The organism is Paenibacillus hamazuiensis, from assembly GCF_023276405.1.
Classification (GTDB): Bacteria; Bacillota; Bacilli; order Paenibacillales; family NBRC-103111; genus Paenibacillus_AF; species Paenibacillus_AF hamazuiensis.
This window is the reverse complement of record NZ_JALRMO010000001.1, coordinates 5,670,297-5,687,198: the sequence shown is the minus strand read 5'-3', so window position 1 is coordinate 5,687,198 and position 16,902 is coordinate 5,670,297. Positions and strand designations below refer to the sequence as shown.

Annotated in this window: 15 protein-coding genes; 9 read left to right on the top strand and 6 right to left on the bottom strand. The window is 54.1% G+C overall.

All coding sequences use genetic code 11. The features are described from left to right. Positions 1 to 55: 55 nt before the first annotated feature. The 6 genes from MYS68_RS24705 to MYS68_RS24680 all read left to right on the top strand — a co-directional run bounded on the left by MYS68_RS24705 (position 56) and on the right by MYS68_RS24680 (position 7,431). A complete protein-coding gene (locus MYS68_RS24705) occupies positions 56 to 895 on the top strand; it encodes a helix-turn-helix domain-containing protein (RefSeq protein ID WP_248928389.1) in 840 nt (279 codons plus the stop codon). A gap of 96 nt (positions 896 to 991) precedes the next feature. Then, a complete protein-coding gene (locus MYS68_RS24700; protein ID WP_248928388.1) occupies positions 992 to 2,347 on the top strand; it encodes a ferritin-like domain-containing protein in 1,356 nt (451 codons plus the stop codon). A gap of 41 nt (positions 2,348 to 2,388) precedes the next feature. After that, positions 2,389 to 3,408 (top strand): aldo/keto reductase, encoded by a 1,020-nt coding sequence (locus MYS68_RS24695; RefSeq protein WP_248928387.1) that lies wholly within the window; start codon positions 2,389 to 2,391, stop codon positions 3,406 to 3,408. After that, complete coding sequence (locus MYS68_RS24690; protein ID WP_248928386.1) at positions 3,401 to 4,270, top strand: creatininase family protein; 870 nt, start codon at positions 3,401 to 3,403, stop codon at positions 4,268 to 4,270. The genes MYS68_RS24695 and MYS68_RS24690 overlap by 8 nt, the downstream gene beginning before the upstream one ends. A 158-nt stretch (positions 4,271 to 4,428) precedes the next feature. Continuing rightward, complete coding sequence (gene ggt / locus MYS68_RS24685) at positions 4,429 to 6,009, top strand: gamma-glutamyltransferase (protein WP_248928385.1); 1,581 nt, start codon at positions 4,429 to 4,431, stop codon at positions 6,007 to 6,009. 207 nt (positions 6,010 to 6,216) lie between these two features. Next, positions 6,217 to 7,431: an amidase gene (locus tag MYS68_RS24680; protein WP_248928384.1), complete on the top strand. Its 1,215-nt coding sequence runs from the start codon at positions 6,217 to 6,219 to the stop codon at positions 7,429 to 7,431. A 22-nt stretch (positions 7,432 to 7,453) separates the two neighbouring features. Here the strand turns inward: MYS68_RS24680 and MYS68_RS24675 are convergent, their stop codons facing one another. Further along, positions 7,454 to 8,599, bottom strand: coding sequence for an MFS transporter (locus MYS68_RS24675; protein ID WP_275983516.1), 1,146 nt, complete (start codon positions 8,597 to 8,599; stop codon positions 7,454 to 7,456). A gap of 68 nt (positions 8,600 to 8,667) precedes the next feature. Beyond that, positions 8,668 to 9,954 (bottom strand): VTT domain-containing protein, encoded by a 1,287-nt coding sequence (locus tag MYS68_RS24670; protein WP_420852156.1) that lies wholly within the window; start codon positions 9,952 to 9,954, stop codon positions 8,668 to 8,670. A gap of 180 nt (positions 9,955 to 10,134) precedes the next feature. Between MYS68_RS24670 and MYS68_RS24665 the strand changes: the two genes are divergently transcribed. The 3 genes from MYS68_RS24665 to MYS68_RS24655 all read left to right on the top strand — a co-directional run bounded on the left by MYS68_RS24665 (position 10,135) and on the right by MYS68_RS24655 (position 12,510). Beyond that, complete coding sequence (locus MYS68_RS24665; protein WP_248928382.1) at positions 10,135 to 11,154, top strand: aldo/keto reductase; 1,020 nt, start codon at positions 10,135 to 10,137, stop codon at positions 11,152 to 11,154. 12 nt (positions 11,155 to 11,166) lie between these two features. Further along, complete coding sequence (locus tag MYS68_RS24660; RefSeq protein WP_338043610.1) at positions 11,167 to 11,415, top strand: SDR family oxidoreductase; 249 nt, start codon at positions 11,167 to 11,169, stop codon at positions 11,413 to 11,415. Between the two features lie 207 nt (positions 11,416 to 11,622). Then, positions 11,623 to 12,510 carry a helix-turn-helix domain-containing protein gene (locus tag MYS68_RS24655; protein WP_248928380.1) on the top strand — a complete coding sequence of 296 codons (888 nt, stop codon included), beginning with the start codon at positions 11,623 to 11,625 and terminating at the stop codon, positions 12,508 to 12,510. A gap of 665 nt (positions 12,511 to 13,175) precedes the next feature. Here the strand turns inward: MYS68_RS24655 and MYS68_RS24650 are convergent. From MYS68_RS24650 to MYS68_RS24635, 4 genes are read right to left on the bottom strand one after another with little or no spacing between them, the layout of a single operon-like run. After that, complete coding sequence (locus MYS68_RS24650) at positions 13,176 to 14,021, bottom strand: ABC transporter permease subunit (RefSeq protein WP_248928379.1); 846 nt, start codon at positions 14,019 to 14,021, stop codon at positions 13,176 to 13,178. Further along, on the bottom strand, positions 14,018 to 15,007 hold the full coding sequence (locus tag MYS68_RS24645) for an ABC transporter ATP-binding protein (protein ID WP_248928378.1): 990 nt from the start codon (positions 15,005 to 15,007) through the stop codon (positions 14,018 to 14,020). The genes MYS68_RS24650 and MYS68_RS24645 overlap by 4 nt, the downstream gene beginning before the upstream one ends. Beyond that, positions 15,004 to 16,176, bottom strand: a complete 1,173-nt coding sequence (locus tag MYS68_RS24640) for a hypothetical protein (protein ID WP_248928377.1) — start codon at positions 16,174 to 16,176, stop codon at positions 15,004 to 15,006. The genes MYS68_RS24645 and MYS68_RS24640 overlap by 4 nt, the downstream gene beginning before the upstream one ends. Beyond that, positions 16,133 to 16,702: a sigma-70 family RNA polymerase sigma factor gene (locus MYS68_RS24635; protein ID WP_248928376.1), complete on the bottom strand. Its 570-nt coding sequence runs from the start codon at positions 16,700 to 16,702 to the stop codon at positions 16,133 to 16,135. Before MYS68_RS24635 ends, MYS68_RS24640 begins: the two co-directional genes overlap by 44 nt. Positions 16,703 to 16,902: the final 200 nt, after the last annotated feature.

Genomic DNA, 16,902 nt, shown 5'->3' with positions numbered 1-16,902 from the left:
TTTAGTCTGGATAAAGAAGTGTGATAAAGTAAAAAGAAAAGGGGAGATGTTTTACGTGTTCTTCGAACAATTTATACTTGAGAACGATTTCGTATTTCAAACGAAAACAGGGATGCTTGAAGAACATGAATTGCATATTCACGATATTTTGGAAATCCATGTGCTTCAACATAATGAAGCGCGGTTTCAGCTGACGCACAGGCAATATGACGGCCGGCCCGGAGATGTTTTTTTGTTCCGGCCATTTGAACCGCATTGGAATTTGGTAAAAGACCCGGAAAAGCCAATTCAATGGGTCAGCATTTTGTATTCTCCTTCGATCGCCCGTCTTATTCCCGACGGCTATAAGCTTTTAACCCCTTTTTATGCGGTGGAAGCGATATCTCCTTACATAGCGGGGGATGATGAATGCGCCAAAGCGATCCAAAAACTCGCCTCCAAAGCCGTAAACGAGGAACAGGAAAAGAACATAGGCTGGAAAAGCAAACAGTTTATGTACTTGATCGATATTCTTGTTCATATTTTGCGCCATAGCCTGGGAAGCCGGCCGGACAAGCTTAATGAAGAGATGGATCAAAGCATTATCAAAGCGATTGAATACGTGTTGATGAATTTTACGCAAAATATCGACATGGAGCGGCTGGTTATGCTGACGGGGAAGAAGCGGACGTTTTTTTATAAGAAGTTTAAAGCGGTCACCGGGGTGACGCCGAATCAGTTTATTCACCGGCTGCGTATGCAAGCGGCTATTTATTTGCTCGGCCATACCGACAAATCGGTTACGGATATCGCTTACGAATGCGGTTATGATACGCTTCAATATTTTATAACCCATTTCCGTCAACATTACGGGATGTCCCCGCGGGAGTACCGGAAGAAGCGTACAATGTTATAACTTTCAGCATGTCTTCGTTGAAGAAGTGCTGCCGAACTTTTGCTACATTGGATGTAGCAAGTTCGTTTATCACTTTTTCACTACGGAGGTATTGGTATGAAAGACGAGAAAGATTTCGAAGGCCTGGAGAAGAAGCAAACCGATGCGGACCGAAGTCCGTTAAGACAGCGCTTTCTTAGACCGGTAGATACGGCCAATGAATTGAAGCATCTTTTATGGCAGGAATTGAAGCTGTCGAAATTGATCGGCGGCTGGATCCCGGCCATTCCGGTTTACGAGCAAAAAATGACCTTGGGACGTTACGCATACCTGCACAATCGAAATGTAAAATGTTTATACGAACGTATTCAGGAGCTTCCCGGCGGATTGGGCGAGAAAGAATGGATTCCGGATTTGACGAACGAAGCGATGGAAAGAATTTTCGCAGCCCCTGACGAAAAAACGTTTTTCCTCAGCTATCATTTCGTTTTGAAAAAACTGTATGAGCAGTATGATGCGTTGATGCTTCGATTGGACCCTATTCTCAACCTGCCGACAATCGATCAAATTACATTTATTTTCGTCGAGCGGGAAACGATGCTTGGGTGGGTATGGCGTCAAGTACAGTTCGCTTCTTCCAATAGCGAGGAAGAGACGCTGCTGATGATGGAATGGGAATCTTACATTTCCGCTGTATGGCAAGCTTTCGAAACGAATGCCAGGCATCAAAGCGGTGCCGATGCCATCATTTGGCCTGTAACCATCGCGAAAAATCCGGCGGGACCGCTTCCCGAGAAAGCAAAGCTGGAGCCGAGGTTTCCGAGGTACCAAGGGGAAAAGCCGATTCAGTCTTATTCCGATTCGAGCATGTCCGTGCTGCACGACAGCGTCAAACAAATGATTTACATTTATGCCACGGAAATTTTTGCGGGCGAAACCTTATCTACCATTTATTATTACGTCGATCATATGCCGCTGCCGTTTTATTTTGATATGGCGCGTCATATGTGGGATGAGTTCCGTCACAGCCAGATGGGCATGAGAAGATTGGAACAATTGGGGTATACGGTCGATCAATTCAAATGGTTAACCGGTCCCGGCAAAGATGACGTCAAACAGCAGTTTACGGAGCTGTATTCGTCTTTAACCATGCTTGGGGAAGCGTGCGGCTTCAAGAAGAAGCGTAAATCGGCGGAGGCGTTCTGGAAATTCGGGGATGTGCTATCCGCAGTTACGGTTGAATTCGATCTTATCGACGAAAGACGGCATATTGATTTCGGAACGAGATGGGGTCCGGAGCTTTACAAAAAAATCGATGTGATCATTTCCTTCCAGGAGATGGCGGAGAAAGCCAGAATGCGAAGACTGACGGAGCTGGAAACGGTGCCGCCGGAGGAAATCGCCAAGCTGGCGAAAAACTTCCCGGTATTTTGCGGCTTCCATACTTCCGAGCTTGCTTACAACAATTATTAAAGGTGAACGAACATTCCACAACCAAAAGGGGCGTTCCTGTCATGCAGATCAGCAATTTTCGATCGGATTCCAACCTGTTTAGATTGGCGTATGGAGCTATGGGACTCGGGGGAGTTTTTGGAGAGCGGGATGAGGGGGAGCTGATTCGTTCTGTTCATACCGCATGGGAGGAAGGGGTTAACTTCATCGATACGGCAAGGGCTTACGGACGCTCGGAAGAAATCATCGGCAAAGCTTTGAAACAATGGGCGGGCCCCAAGCCTTTTATTGCAACGAAAGCATTGGCAGCTGCCGCTCCTGCCGGCGCTTATCCGGGGATGGGCTGGCAATACCCGCTTCCGCTTGAAACGACATACCCTAAAGGGGCCATTCGCAGAAGCGCCGAAGAGTCGCTGCGAAATTTGGGAGTGGAAACGATAGATTTGCTTCAAATGCACCAATACTGGGCTTGGGACGCAAGCGATTACTGGATGGAGGAGCTGCTCAGGCTTAAGGAGGAAGGCAAGATCCGTTATATCGGCATATCCGTTCCCGACCATCGGCATGAACTTGCTTTTCATTTGATTCCAACCGGATTAATTGACTCTATACAGACAATAATCAATATATTCGACTCCCAGGCCTTCGATTGTCTTGTTCCATTGTGCCAAAAGCACGGTGTGGCTGTTATTGCCCGCTGCATTATGGATGAGGCGGGGCTGGCCGGTGTAATTCGAACGGAGACTACTTTTGATGTCTCGGATTATCGTCATAGATATTTTGACGCCGTGCCCAGAGAATGGTATATCGCAAAAGTAGATCGGCTCCGTCCGTTCATTCCCGATTATGCAATCAGCTTGGCCGACCTGGCGATCCGATTCGTACTTTCCCATCCCGGGGTAACGGTGGCGCTGGCCTCGCTGCAAAGCCTGAAGCATGCCAAGGCCAATATCGAATCGGCGAAAAGACCTCCTTTGCCGGCAGACGTGTTCAACCGGCTTCTTTACCGGCATCGATGGATAAAAAATTTTTATCAGGAAAGAAGAGCTACGCAGCGAATTGAGGCGAACGGGAATGTCTAAGCTGCACTGGCCCGAACTGCTTCCATCCGAGTTTAAAGCAAGGCAAGCTGAATGCCCGGTGGTGTATCTGCCCATCGGATTGTGCGAACCTCACGGACCCATCAGCGCTTTAGGCCTGGATAGTTTGAAAGCTGTGCACATATGTACGGAAACGGCGAAAATCGCCGGGGGCATCATTGCCCCGGCCGTCGGCTACCATATTCACGAAGCCGGTCCGTCAGCCAGATGGCTGGAGGACAATGTCGGGGAGCAAAATCCGTTTATGACGTCGATTTCCCCAAAAACATTTTTCTTATTGTATGTGGACCAGCTTCGCGCTTTTTATAACGCAGGGTTTAAAGCTGTGATCGCTTTGTCCGGCCATGGCGGAGCGCATCAGGAGGATTTAAAAGTCGTTTCCGACGCCTTCATGAAAGAATTTGATATAAATGTCTGGTATGGCACCGACTTTGAGCTGACTGCGGAACGGTTTTCCGGCGACCACGCCGGACAATATGAGATTTCCGCTCTGCTGTCGATCCGCCCGGATTTGATCGATTTGAGTGTGATGCCTGCGGGCGAAGATGCCGTCTCGAGGTTTGCCCTGCATGAGAGTGCGGGAAAAGCGGAATCGGATTATGGTAAACAAATTATGCATACGGCTATAGAAAACTTGGCGGATAAAGTTCGCTTGATGGCGATCCGTTCCAACGAAAATAGGGATCGAAAGCCGCTATCTTTTGCCGACATCGAATCATTCTGGAACAGGACAATGAAATCGGTCGAGAAGTGGTCCTGTTTTCAGCCCAGAGAAGGTCAGCTGCCTGTTTCCATGTCATCCCGCTGGAAAGCAAACGAATATTTAACCGACGTTCAGCCTTGATCTATCAAGGCTTTTTGTCGTTTCACGGAAGTTATTGATGATTTTACAATGAGGCGGGGTTTCAATTGTATTATTTTACAAATATAAATCATAGGAATTGACGCCCCCAAAGCGCGGGGATATTGTAAGGTTAGTTGATAAAAAAAGGGGTGAGCCGAATGGAAAAAGCGATGAGCGGAGCTTCGGTTATGGTCGTCAGCCCGCATGCCCTTGCCTCTGCCGCAGGCGCGAGGATTTTGGAAAGAGGCGGGAACGCCTTTGACGCCGCCGTTGCGGTGAGCGCGTGCTTGGCCGTCGTTTACCCGCATATGACCGGGGTCGGCGGGGATTCGTTCTGGTTGATGTATCATTCGCAGGAACGCGCCGTTAGGGCCTATAACGGAAGCGGGCGTTCGGGATACGGGGCCGCCATCGAGCTTTTTGCCGGGGAAGCCTCCATACCGGTAAGGGGAATTCGCAGCATCGTTACGGTTCCCGGCATGGTCGACAGCTGGGATGCCGTTCTGCGCGAATACGGGCGGATGCGGCTCGCCGACGTGCTTGAGCCGGCGATCGCCTACGCGGAAGGAGGCTTTCCGCTTTCCCCGGACCAGCATAAGGATACGCGTTTAAGGCGGGATGTGCTGGCGGCGGAGCCGTCTACGGCCCGCATATACCTGCCGGCACGCAAGGTGCCGGAAGCGGGGGCCCGCTTCGTGCAGAAGGAGCTGGCGCAAACGCTGCGGCAAATTGCTCTTAAAGGCCGCGACGAATTTTATAAAGGCGAGCTGGCGGGACGAATCGTCTCGTTTCTCGGGGAGCGAAACGGCTTGCTGGCGGCCGAAGATTTCGCCGATCATGCGGGCAGCTGGGTTACTCCGGCCGCGGGCAGCTACAGGGGCCTGGATTTGTACCAGCTGCCGCCCAACTCGCAAGGATTTACGGCGATCATGGCCGCCCAAATCATCGAAAATTGCGACTTCGGCGGAGTGGAACACGGCTCGTACGAATATTATCATCTCCTTATCGAAGCGTTAAAGCTGTCGTTCCGGGACCGCAACCGTACCCTGACGGATCCGGAATTTGCCGATATTCCGCTGGCCTCCTTCCTGGATAAAAGCTATTGCCGGCAGCTGTACTCGCAGATCGCGATGGATCGTGCGCTCACGCTGGAGCCGGAGCGGCTGGGCAGCGACACCGCGTATGCCGCGGTCGTCGACAAAGACGGCAACGCGGTGTCGTTTATACAAAGCTTGTACTTCGAGTTTGGCTCCGGCGTCGTTGCCGGGGATACGGGAATTTTGCTGCAAAACCGCGGCTCCTATTTCTCGCTGGACCCCGGCCATGTGAACCGCTTGGAGCCGCGCAAGCGGACATTCCACACGCTCATGCCGGCGATGGCGCTTCGTGAAGGCAAGCCGTATCTCCTGTACGGAACGCAAGGAGGCGAAGGGCAGCCGCAAACCCAAACGGCGCTGCTGACGCGGATGGTCGATTACGGTATGGACCCTCAAACGGCGATCAACGAGCCTCGCTGGGTATGGGGGAGGACCTGGGGAGATGAAAGCCAGGAGCTCCGTCTGGAGAGCCGGATCGGCGAAAAGGTTGCGGCACGGCTCGCTCAGGCGGGGCATAAAGTGCGCATGGTAGGCGATTACGACGGGGTGGTCGGCCATGCGCAGGCGATCTTGATTGACGAAAGCGGTTTTCGGATTGGCGGATCCGACCCGCGCTGCGACGGAGCGGCAATCGGCTGGTAAGGTGGGTGGGGCGCATTTACAAAAATAGTTTGATCCTTTGTGCCGAGTTACAAAACCTGGTCCGATCCCTTGTTTGCACGAATTTTGATGTAATAAAATCTAACGTATTAAGGTTGGGGGGTAATCCGGAAATTTGGCAGCACAGGCATCCTTCAATCTGCCGAAGCTGATCAAAGCCGGACGGGACAGGAAGGCGGAGGAAAAGGGATGGCTAATAACTGGAACGCCTATATAGACGAGCATTTGTTTGTTGGGCCCGACGGACACGGGGAGCTGGAAAATTTGACGTTTGCGGTCAAGGATGTCATTGCCGTGAAGGGGCACGTCAATGCGGCGGGAAATCCCGACTGGCTGGCGACCCATGAACCGGCTCGGCAGCATGCGGCGGCGGTGAACCGGCTTTTGCAGGCGGGGGCGCGCCTTCGGGGAGCGACGCACACCGACGAGCTGATGTTCAGCCTGAACGGAGAAAATCATCATTACGGAACGCCGGTAAATCCGAGAGCTGCCGGATGTATTCCGGGCGGTTCGTCCAGCGGGTCCGCGGTTGCGGTGGCGGCGGAGCTCGCCGACTTCGCCCTTGGAACGGATACCGGCGGATCCGTGCGTATCCCGTCCGCTTATTGCGGACTGTACGGGATTCGGCCTACTCACGGCTTGATTCCGGTGAGCGGGGTTATTCCGCTTGCGGCAAGCTTCGATACGGTCGGGTGGATGGCGCGCGATGCCGACACGTTATGGAAGGTCGGCATCGCGCTGCTGGGTCGGGAGGCTGCACATCCCGGCGGCGGCTTCCGGCGGTTGTTCGTGGCGACGGATGCATGGGACGTGGCGGATCCTTCCTGCCGGGAGGCGCTGCTCCGGCCGCTGCGGGTGCTGGAAGACGAGACGGTCTGCAGCCGGATCGAGCTGGCTCCACGGGGGTTGGCGGACTGGGTGAACACGTTCCGGACGCTGCAGGGCTACGAAATATGGTCCGCTCACGGCGAATGGATCAGAAAGCATCGGCCGCGGTTCGGCCCCGGAATCGCCGAAAGGTTCGAATGGACCGGCACGCTGACGAAAAGCGACTACGATCGGCTCGTTCCCGTACGTAAGTCCATTAAGGATTCGCTTGCGAATATGCTTGGAGACGATGGACTGCTGGTCATTCCGACTGCGCCCTGCACTGCTCCGAGCATCGGTCTTGCCAGCGATATCATTGAGGGCATGCGGGCCCGAGTAATGAAATTATCCTGCATTGCCTGCTTGGGGGGACTGCCTCAAGTAACGATGCCATTTTATCAAGCGGACGGATTGCCGGTGGGCTTGTCCTTTATAGCCGCTCCGTATCAGGATGCCAAGCTGCTCAGCTGGATTCGGAATGCTGCGGTACGTTTGGAGAAGAGTGAGGCAGTCGCCGAACAAGAAAAGCAAAGATGAGAAGGTTGAAATGAAGTATTGTCTATATACGGTAAATAATCATCAATATTGCCGCGAGCAAAGCAATAACGCTGCTGGTGCCAAAGGCGGCCATGGGTCCGAAGGTTTGCCAGAGGTACCCGGCGATAATACTTGCAGGCAGCGCGGCTATGCCGATCATTGCATTATAAGTGCCCATTGCGGTGCCGCGCTGCCCTTCAGGAACAATATCGGCAATATAAGCCTTTTGTATTCCATCCGTGAAGGCGTAATACAGTCCGTACAAAATGAACAGCGCCCAGATCCACGCCGCGCTCTTAGCCATGCCGAACCCAAAATAAATGACCGCAAAAATAACAAACCCCGAAATAAGCACGGGTCTGCGGCCGATGCGATCCGACAGCATGCCGACGGGCATTGAAAAAATGCTGCTGCTCATATTAAAGGCAAAAAAAGCAAGCGGAATGAGCGCGGGAAGCATCCCGGCGTCCTGTGCCCGCAGCGCCAAAAACGCATCGGAGAAATTAGCCACGGCAAAGAGAGTGGAGATCAGAGCAAAACTTATGAAGCGGCGATTTAAATTTCGAAAGGTCAGTTTCGGCGGAGCGGCTTCCTTTCGATCTTTACCCTGTTTTTTTTCTTTCAGGAAAAATACGATAAGAGCAACTGCGATCAATCCGGGTATGACCGAAAGCCAAAAGACGAGACGGTAATTATTTGCAGATAATGCGAGAATACCGAATGCAGCCAGCGGTCCGAGGGCAGCTCCAAGCGCATCCATGGCACGGCGGAATCCGAATGCTTTGCCTCGCTCTTCTTTTGTGGCGGAGTCGGCGACCAAGGCATCGCGCGGGGATGTGCGTATTCCTTTTCCGAAGCGGTCTGAAAATCGAATCATCAGCACCTGCCCCCACGTGGCGCTTAAGGCAAATAACGGTTTTGTCAAATTCGATAATCCATAACCGATGAACATCAGAAGTTTGTATTTGCCGGTGCGATCCGTAATCCACCCTGAAAACAGCTTTAAAATGCTCGCCGTGCTTTCCGCAATTCCTTCAATGATGCCGATCGATCCGACCTGAACATGCAATACGGCGGTTAAATACAGCGGAAGTATGGGCACGATCATATTGCTGGACAGGTCGGTAAAAAAGCTGACAAACCCAAGTACGACAATAACGGGGTTCATTTTAAAAAGCCTTCTTTTTGCAGTATCGGACATAACCTCCGTTCGTCACCTCGCATTCGTGATAAAGTTTATCTTACTCGCTTTAAAACCCGGAAAATTTCCAGCAGAACGACGTTGAGACTAAGCCAAACGCCGCCGAATACATATCCCGCCGCCACATCGCTCGGATACTGAATGTCGAAGTATATGCGGCTGATCCCGACAAGAAACAGAACGGCGATAACAAACACAAACGCACCCGTTCGAAGCCAAGCGATATTCAGGTGCCGCACGAAAAGATAAGCCGCAAATCCCAAGAAAATCATGGTGATGAATGTCTGTTCGCTCGGAAACGTATTGATAAGGTTCATTGGTCCGGTTCGATGAAAAAGCCTTCGCAAACCTTCATCCCATATTTCGCCGCCGATGAGGACAAACAATAAAAATCCTGTTTCCAGCAGCCGGTCTTTTCCTTTTAACCAAATCCAGACAAACACGAAAGCCGCTGTCGTTAAAAGCACCTGAACCGAAGCAAGAAAGGCGAAACGATTCATCCATACCGCCCAACGCTCATCGAATAATGCATGGACGATGTACGAGGTTATCGCGTCAAATTCAACGAATTCGTTGGCCAAGAAATCTTGAACCAAACCTGCCATCATAATAAAAAGGGCTAGAAATACCCCGAAAGATATGAAAACCAGAAACTTTACTTTGCCTAAGGAATGAAACGTTTTGACCCCTCTGTTCAGTCCTTTTACCGTCACCCCGTAAAGTTGGCTTCTATATCTTTTATATGTATAAATAACTATGAAAGTCAACGCCGAGATAATCCCCGCTAGGAGCAAATATTTGGTGATACTATGATGAAATTGCTCCCATTTTGGACCGAGGATTTTACCTAACGATATAAATGTTCCCGCCCATAAAAAAGCTCCGAAATAGGCAAAAATCATGTACGTACGAAACGGTATCCGTGTAACTCCGGAAAAATATCCCGTGAAATGCCGAATTCCGGGAATGTAGAAAGCAATGATCAACAGTTTGTTGCCATAACGTTCGAACCATTCCGACGTTTTCTTTAATTTGTCAGGCCCCAGATGGATCTTTGCACCGTACTTTTCAAAAAAGGGAGTACCCAGTTTAAAGCCGATCCAATAGGAGATCGTCATCCCAAGCGATGCGCCTGAACCTGCGGTCAAGATGCTCAAAATCCAATTGAAATGTCCTTGGAATATCATAAGTCCTGTATATGTCATAAGGATTTCGCCCGGCAGTGGAAGCGCTAAAAGCTCAAGCATGAGAGCTGCAGCCAGAATGAAATATCCGTATTGATTCAAAAGTTGTTGAATGAAATGTACCACTTGTACCTCCATTGTTTCCGGGCATTTAAATATAAATATTATTCCAAAATAGATGAATCCAAAACATGTAAATCCAATAACGAAATGAGCATTTTATACAAATTCCCGGTTGTTTTATTCAAGAAAAGAGCTACTGCCAAGCGATACACTTAAGTCAAGAAAAATAATCCTATTCCATGGAGGCAGAGAAAAATGAAATATGTGCAATTGGGCAAATCCGGTTTGATCGTATCGAAGCTGGCTTTCGGGGCCATGACGTTCGGTTCGGGAAACATTCCGAGCGTATATAAGGTAGGGCAAGATCATGCGCAGGAGCTGGTGGAACGGGCGCTCGAAGCGGGAATTAATTTCTTCGATACGGCGGACGGCTACGCAGACGGACAAAGCGAGGAGATACTCGGACGGCTGCTTCAGGCAAGGCGGAAGGAGGTTGTCATCGCCACCAAAGCGGGCTTTCGGAACGGCCCGGGCCTGGTCCAAGCCGGACTGTCGCGAAAGCATTTGTTCGCTGCGTGCGAGGCGAGCTTAGCCCGGTTAAATACCGATTATATCGACTTGTACATCGTTCATAAAACCGATCCGTTCACCCCGCTCGAAGAAACGCTCGAGGCGCTGAACGATCTGGTCCGGCAAGGCAAAGTGCGCTATATCGGCTATTCCAACTGGCCGGCATGGATGGCCGCTCAAGCCGTTCAGATGCAGCGCGAACGCGGGTGGGCCTCCTTTATCAACGGGCAAATGTACTATTCCTTGGTCGGCCGCGACATCGAGCATGAAACGATCCCTTTCATGAAAAACAATGGCGTCGGGCTGTCCGTATGGAGCCCGCTGGCCGGCGGTTTCTTAAGCGGCAAATATACCCGGGATAATCTGAACGATCCAAGCAACCGGCTGAGCGGCTTCGATTTTTTTCCGCATGACAAGGAGTGGGGCTTTAGCGTATTGGATTCGGTTCGAGAATTAGCCCACGAACACGGTGCAACGCCGGCGCAAATTTCGCTTGCATGGCTGCTTGCCCAGCCTCAAGTCAGCAGCGTGCTTGTTGGCTCGAGCAAATTGTCTCAGCTGGAAGACAACTTGCGCGCCGTCGAGCTGAATTTGCCGGCGGAGCAGCTCGCGACGCTGGATCGATTGACGCGTCCGACACCGCTGTATCCGAACTGGTTCGCCGCGATGTCCCTCGATGCCAACGTTGCGGAGGCGCTCAAGTAAAGCAAAGGAGCCGTGGAACAGTTCGTGCGGAGCTTGTCCTGGGAGCTGGGCCAACGCGGGATAACGGTAAACGCGGTCTCACCCGGTCCGACGGAAACGGACATGATGCAGGACCGCTATCGCGACGCGGCTGCTGCGATGTCGCCGTTCAACCGGATCGGCGAACCGGGGGACATCGCCGATGCGGCCGTGTTTCTTGCAAGCGATGCCGGGCGCTGGGTGACCGGCCAGAACATCGGCGCAGGCGGCGGCGCATTCTGAGCGCCCCGCGCGGATTTGATCCCCTCTTCACGAAGCATACGAAGACGTGCATTGCCGGTACCCATGATCATTGGTCGTGGGTGCTTTTTCTCGTTTATCGGTTATCGTTCAAACAATGATTGACGGGAATCCTTGTTAAAACTTACAATAAAATCATTGCATTTATAATGCGCTTATCGGCACGAACACGAGTGGAGGGGAACCGCTATGCGGAAACCGTCAGTTATTGTAGAAAATAAACCGATTCGAAACGGACCTTTGCTAAGCAGCGACAATCTGGGATGGGATCATATTTCCCTTTCCAAATGGCAAGGGATCGCCCCTCAGGAAGCGTATGAGCCGTCGTTATCCAAGCATCTCATCGTCCTTCATACGACTCCCGGGCCGGTTAAGGTGTTTGAACGAGGCGACGGATTAAATGAAGAGGGGGTCGCCCGCCCCGGAGATATCAACATTTTCTCGGCGGGAGAGATGAGCTATTGCAGGTGGGAGAATGAACTTTCTTTTCTCCGTCTGGAGCTTGATCCCACATTTGTGAAGCAAGTTGCCGATCATTCTGAATTTGCGGCCTCCGGCGGGAACGTCGAACTGAATCACAAGCTGCGATTCAACGACCCGAAGCTGTTTCATTTAAGCCAGTGGTTATTGGACGAGCTTCAAAGCGAAGGAGCAAGCGGCAAGCTTTATATCGACTCGCTGGCCAATCTGCTGACGGTCCATCTGCTGCAAAATTATGCCACCTCCTCAAAAAAGCGGACAGCCTTGCCCAATAAAATGACCGAACAGCAGGTCTCGCGCGTCGTAGAATATATGCACGCCAACATGGAGCGGGAAATATCTTTGGAGGAATTGGCGGCCGTGGCCAATATGAGCCAATCTTATTTGAGCCGCCTCTTCAAGCTGGCAACCGGACTTAGTCCGCATCAGTACTTCATCAATATCCGCATCGACAAAGCCAAATCCCTCATTCAAAGCCGCGGCTTGACGATGGCGGAAATCTCCGCCGTTCTGGGGTTTGCGGATCAAAGTCATATGAACCGGCATTTCAAGCGGATTACCGGTTTATCCCCCAGAGAGTTTCTCCTCACTCGTTAATCGGCCATACATTCTCCAACCGCGGCATCCGGAGTGCCGTGGTTTTTCTACTGCCACGGCGGCAATTCAATTTTGCACGTTGAAAAATCCGGCAAAGGGTATGCCTACAGAAACCTTGATGGCATGTACGTCATATATACGGGCAGGTTAACGGTTGCGGCAGAGCTTATTCGGCTCAAAAACACCATTTTTGAATTCTAACGGTTATGCCAGAGCTTATTTCTCATCATGTCCCCCTCAAAACGATGAAAGTTCACAAATAACCACTCTGGCAACCGTTACAGTTCTGACGTCAGGTATCTAGCCCTAATAAGCTCACCTGCAACCGTTACATTCATGAAACCGGTATGCGGCGCCAATTAGGGCAGTTGCAATGGACGGGGGACTGATGCACGCTGGACATACAGCACTCGGAAATCCCCCGCCACCGGTCGGGTAGCCTATGCTGCGGCTCGAACAGCAATGAGCATTATTGCTTATTCCGCCCGGTGTTTAAGATCAAATTTTGCAATCTACATAAGTTGAACAAAACATCTACTTGGTGCAGCTGTCGGTTTCGGCTAATGTGGTACACGATGTCCCTGCCGTCCGCGACCCCTTCCACGGGAACGCCGCGGTTTGGGCCAGGCTGCTCCGGGGCATGGCCCACCGGGAGGGTTAAGCTCCTACAAGTCCTTCCGGCTGAACGCCCGGCATCCGAGCAGCAGCAGAACCGCCGCATACCCCATCGTATACAGAAGGAAGGCATTCGAAGGAACACTCGGTATGGAAAAAGGCCCCATGTCGGACGTCGCCAAGCCGGCCCAATCGGCTCCTCCCATAAGCTCGTAGAGGCTTCTTCGGTAGACCGAGTCCGTAGGAAGGAGCAGCCCGGTCAGAAAGACGACTTTTTCCAATGCCGGAGGGGCTCCTCCATAGCTCGATATCCCTTCGATCAGCCCGACGAAGAGGGAAAACCCGTACAGCAGGGCGGCGCAGATCCCGTTCCCCAGCATCGGCAAATAAACGGAACCGAGCATCGTCAACGTGAGGAGAAGGAGCGGCATCCAGAGAAAAAGTCCGAGCCCTCGCAGCAGGTCCCCTGCCAATACGGGAAAGCCGGTCTGGCTGTGGACGGCCCATACCACGGAAACGAACAGGGCTGAGCTGTACACGGTGATCCAGACGGCGTGGCCCAGCCATTTGGCCATATACAGCTTCCAGCGGGGGATGGGGCGGGCGGCGACGGCCAGCAGCAGGCCGTTCTCCTGCTCGCCGGTGACGGTTCCCATGGTCGAGAAGAACACGAAGAAGGCCGCCAGGAATTGAGCGAAAAAAAGCCCCAGCACCATCAGCATCATACTGTTCAGCAATCGCTCGGCGGGGGAGGCCGGATTCTGCCCGAATATGCCGGCCAGCTCCCGAACCCCCAAGGCGAACAAGACCAGAAAGACGAAGGTCAGAATCAGCGTGACCAGGAACACCCGCTTGCGGGTCAGCTCTTTGAAGGTGGCGGAGATGTACAGGGTCATTGCGGGACTCCTCCTTTGCGGGACTCAGCCATCCGGAGGAACCAGGCCTCCAGGCTGTTCGGCTCGGGGCCGGATTCGTAGAGCGTCAGGCCGTTTTGGATGAACAGATGGCACAGGTAGCCGGCTTCTTCCCGGTCCGTTACGCGGGCGGTCAGAAGGGCGTTGCCGCTCTCATCGGCCTCGACCAGGCGCAGCAGCGAGGGGACGGTCCCGCCGCTGGCGTCGCTTAGCTCCGCCCATGTGTCCGGGAGCCAGCCGCCGAGCCGGAAGCGCCAGTTGGCACCGCCTGCCTCGCTGCCATCGATGCCGCCGAGCAGCTTGTGCAGGGGGCCCGCTGCCAGCAGCTCGCCTCCATACAGGAAGGCGGCTTCATCGCACAGCTCCTCCACATCCTCGAGCAAATGAGTGTTGAGGAAAATCGTCACGCCTCTGCCCCGCAGCCGCTTCAGCAGGCTGCGGACCTCGTAGCGGCCGACGGGGTCCAGAGCCGAAGCGGGTTCGTCCAAAATCACCAGCTCGGGATCCAGGAGCAGGGCGACAGCCAGGCCGAGGCGCTGCTGCATCCCTTTGGAGAAGCCGCCGACCCGGCGATCCGCGGCTTCGGACAGTCCGACCAGCTCCAGCGTGTCCCGGATTCGGCTGCGGAAGGCGGGCGTCCGCGTTTCCTGCGGACGCAGCCCGCCCAGCTGGCCATGGAAGCGGAGCACCTCCGCCGGGGTCAACCAATCCTGAAAGCGGAACAGCTCGGGCAAATACCCGAGCTTGCGCCGTGCCTCCGGCCGGCCCAGGGGCAGCCCCAGCACGGTGGCCCGCCCGGAATCGGGGCGATGGAGGCCGGCCAGCATTTTGACGAAGGTGCTTTTGCCGGCACCGTTGGGACCCAGCAGGCCGAAGATGCAGCCCTCCGGAACCTGCAGGGTGATGCCGCGGCAGCCGCCGTGGCCGTTGTAGGTTTTGGTCAATTGCTCCGTATCAATCATCATCATGGTCGGACAAGCTCCTCTGCGGCCCGCTTGAAGGCGGATTCCGCAGGGAAATCCTTCGGATCGCCGCTCAGCAAGTTTATCCGCTCACCGTCGAGCCAGAGCAAATAACGTTTCCGGCCGTTCGTGGTCATGACCGCATCATGTCCGCCCATCCGAAGGGTGGTGGTCACGCCGTCCGGGGCCGGAACCGGCAGGGTGCTCCGCCAATCGCCGATGGCGGCCAGCTTGGTTCGCAGGCTGTCCGGCAGTACGGGCAGCCCCAATATCGCCCCCCGGACGGTCGCCGCATCGATACCGCCCTCCACCGTCAGCTCCGGTTTGCCGAATTGGAGCAGCCGCACCGGTTTGCCTGACAAGGTCCCCTCCGTGGTGATACCGTCCGGGATGTGCAGCCGGATGGCTTTGCCGTCCGCCTCGGCAGGAAGGGTGGTGGTGCTGCCCAAACGGGTGAGCAGCCGGTTGACCGCCTCCACGTTCAGGTGGAAGATCAGCGTGGTGTCCGGCTGGTAGGTTGGGTCGGCGGAATTCTCGAGCCGGAGCAGGGGGGCACCCATCCGTTTCTCCGCTTCCTCCCAGGTTACGGTGCCGGATTTCCCGCCGCCCGATTGGGTTAAAGTGCCGTATTGGGCCAGGTTGAAGCTCCGGTCTCCATCGGGTGAGCCGCGGTCCAGCAGGTCGGAGATGGCCGTCATATCATCCGCCGAGATCCCGACTCCGACCATGTGCTGGATGCGGAAGGTTTGCAGCATGGCGGCCAGCACCCGATCGCCCAGGGGAGTGGCGATCAGGCCGACGGCCATAACGGCTGCGGCGGCTGCGGCGGCAATTCTCCGAAGCCGGCGCCTCGCCGGTCTCTCCGTCCGCCAGGCGCCGTCCGGCCCTTTTCCCCTTGTCGCGCTTGCAGCTCCCGTCGCCCCGACAACCGAGGCCTCTTGCGTCGCTCGCAATGCTTCCGTCTGTTTCATACGGGTCGCACCATCCTTTTCATGATCATCTTGATTCCCATCCAATCGCGCCTCAACCTTTGTTTCGCCCGAAAGCCGGCTTTCGGGCGCCTGCCTCCAAAACGCCGGAACCGGCTCCCGGGCCGCCAGCCTCTCGAACCGATCCCAAGCGCGGTCTGTATCAAAAATCGGTTCCCCGCCGGTCCGCTTGTCTTCGTCCGCCATCGTGCCGCTCCTCCTCCTGTCCGTATTTCTTCTTCAGCCGTTCCTCCGCCCGGGCCAGCAGCGTGCCGACGATTTTCGGGTTGACCTCCAGCCGGAGGGCAATTTCCTCGTAGCTGTACCCTTCCTCCCGAAGCAGAAGGGCGGTCCGGTCCCGGTCCGAGAGCTTCTGAAGCACCCGGCGGACCACGTCTTTTTCCCACTCGCGGATGACTTCCGTCTCTCCCGAGGGGGCGGCGCCTTCCGACCAAGCCGCCACGCGGGCGGTTTCTTTCTCCAATAACGTCTTGCCCGACGACCGTTGTCTCAAATAATCGTAGCCCACCCGGGTCAGCACCCGGTGCAGCCAAGCACCGACGGCCTCCAGGCGGTCCGGAGGATTTCGGTATAGCCGCAGGAACACCTCTTGGGCCAAATCTTCCGCCGCCGCATAATCGCCGGTCAACGCATATAGCTTCCGCGCCACCCCGGGGTAATGCTCCCGGAACAAGCGCTGGAACAGTTCGGGTACTTGTGCGCCTTCCTCCATGTTGCCGCCGTCCCCCCTTTCGCTTATAAGACGGATGCCGGATCGGTTTTGTAGCAGGGAAAAAACTCCCATTTCGACTTTACGACCGGAGCAAGAGTGAAACATGATGGTTCGGATACACGCCGGTCGGTTAGGGAGCGGGCAAGCCAACAAGCCGGCTCTGATGGGAAATATGACAAAAAGCCACTCCATGAACCATT